The organism is Fulvimarina thalattae, from assembly GCF_040239565.1.
Lineage (GTDB): Bacteria > Pseudomonadota > Alphaproteobacteria > Rhizobiales > Rhizobiaceae > Fulvimarina.
The window spans coordinates 1-2442 of sequence record NZ_JBEHWS010000056.1 but is presented as its reverse complement, the minus strand read 5'-3'; the positions used below and the strand labels follow the sequence as shown (position 1 = coordinate 2442).

At 50.3% G+C, this 2442-nt stretch carries 1 protein-coding gene and 1 pseudogene; both read right to left on the bottom strand.

The features are described from left to right. Positions 1-116: 116 nt before the first annotated feature. Positions 117-635 (bottom strand): annotated as a pseudogene (locus ABRA89_RS20325) (transposase); the annotation flags it as partial. A 276-nt stretch (positions 636-911) separates the two neighbouring features. Continuing rightward, positions 912-2282: a hypothetical protein gene (locus tag ABRA89_RS20320; RefSeq protein WP_349943323.1), complete on the bottom strand. Its 1371-nt coding sequence runs from the start codon at positions 2280-2282 to the stop codon at positions 912-914. Positions 2283-2442 lie beyond the last annotated feature (160 nt).

The window sequence follows — 2442 nt, the reverse complement described above, 5'->3', positions numbered from 1 at the left end:
TACGACACCGAGAAAATGCCTCGGCTTCGTCACGCCTCTCCAGGCCATGCTCAAAGAACTTGGCAAAGACGTCCAAATCCGCTTCTCATGATCACGTTGCACTTCACCCTGGAATCCACCCTCTCCTCGATCTGTTCGCGCCGCCGCTCCAGCTTCGCCTTGGTGAAGTTGCGGTCGCGATTGTTGACCGCCTTGAACTTCGAGCCGTCGATCGCAACGCGTGTACTCGTCAGGAGACCCATCTCGCGGCACAGGGAAACGAAGCGGGCGCAGACCCGTCCGATGGCTTTGCCGTTCCGTCGGCGGAATTCCGCGATGGTCTTGTGATCGGGCGACAGACGGCCTGTCAGCCACATCACCTCGACATTGCGGCCAGCCTCGCGTTCCAGACGGCGGCTGGAGGGAACGCGGTTCAGGTAGCCGTAGACATAGAGCTTCAAGAGAGCGGAAGGATGATATCCGGGGCGTCCCGTCGCGGCCGCTTCGACACCCTCAAAGCCGAGCGACCCCAGATCCAGCGCATCGACAAAAGCATCGATCACTCGGACCGGATTGTCCTCCGCGATCCAGTCCTCGAGGCAGGGCGGAAACAGCGTCACCTGATCGCGATCAAAACCACAAACGAAGCGCCCCATGCCAACCTCCGGTCAACCCGCAAGACCACAGCACGAGTAGCGTTTTGACACAGCCAGGACCCTTTGCGGTCGTTCACGCGGCTTGCAGCGAACGTCCACTTCGAGCCTGTAGCAGACCGACGAGTTCTCGACGGGCGTGCTTTCAGGAGAATAGATACGGCACCGACGTAAAAGCTCGTGCCGCATTATAGAAAGTAAAACGATTCCATATTTCTTAGGAAATGATCTCGGAAAGAGAAGCGAGTAGAGCTTTTACGAAACGTCGACTCTTCCAAGCTAGATTCCAAAATCAACTTTCATAGCTCGAAGAAGAGCGATAACTTGAAGACCCGTATAATCATTCATGATTATTCGATTGAACGATCTCCTTGAAACTGGCTCGGCAAATATACGCGAGGATTCAAACTCTCTATCCTGACCTGCGAGTCGGGAAGTGATTTCACTTGCCGTAAGATTAGCATTAGCATACCCATAGACGCCAAAACCAATACCAACATCTCCAAAGCCGATGAGGCGATACGTTGGAGGATCTACCTCAAATTCAGATAAGCCAAGCTCTTCACCTAAACCTCTTCGATAGCACAGCGGTATGGACGGGATGCGTTGCAGGCCACTTTGATGAGGGAGATCCTGGCTCGCGAGAGCCTCGTTGAACGACGGGTATATCGGCTTGCCGGGAAGTCCGAAGCGATCAATATTTCCAGAACGCTCTGTAAGAATGATTTTTCTATCGGACGATATTATGACAAAATTTAATCCAATCGAAGTGAGGAATGGATATAGGCGACCCGATATGTCAGAATCTTTCGAAAAAGATCGGAGAGATTTGCTATGCTCTTGTTTGACAATCTCCCTATGAAAGGAATCCATTACTTTGAAAGTAAAATAATCGGTCTGATAACACGTTAGACTTAGTCGCGGTTGCTCGTTTGGCCCATGCCTCAGTCTGTTGAAAGTTCTCACTCCATATAAATCGCTGTTAAATGATATTCCCCGCTCCTTCTTTAGAAATTGCTGCGAGACATCTCTTATGTGTGGCTCAATTTTTGTCGATACGCCTTCTATTTCAAGAATTTCTCCAAGATGTTCTATATTATCCGATCCGAATATGTTTGGTATTGTAGCCATAGATCCGGTAAAATCTGGATCATCGGCTAGAGTTTTTGCGCCATCTTCCGGGAAAGGCAATGTAAAGATTTCAGAGACGGATTTTATGCTGTCGTGACCGACCAATATCGATGGGCCATATTCCAGGACTTTGAACCCACCACTTTTGTTCTCCAGGTAGTCGATTTTCTTTCTGGTTACGAAGTGCCGAATTCTTCGCGAACTTCCGGTCAGCATCTTATTTATGAAGCTTACAGAGACACCCAACAGAAAACCTGCTAAGGCGCTCCACCCTTGATCTAAAATGTTTCCAGAAGCGTACCGAATGTATTGCCAAATCTCTTCTATCAATTCCAACATGCTTGCAGCAACAATCCATTCCTTATTCTCGCGGAACACCCTATGGGAATATGTGGATCGTCTGCAACGATTTTTTCCGAAATGAAAGGTTGGAGTAAGCGAATCTAACGTTGAAAAGCCGGCGCCATCTAAAGGATCCGGTAGCGGTAACCTTTGGCGAGAGTCCGCTTCGTCCTGCATAGTTGCCGTCGGTTAGCAGTTTCGCGAACGACCGCTTTCCATCTGTGGACGCCCCCTCGGACGCAAGCGGTTTTTGTTGGGTTGGCACGATGTCGGATGCTGCCATCTGTCCGGCCTCTTGATGCAGCCATTCGGCTGCGGGCCCGTATGGGAGTTCGCG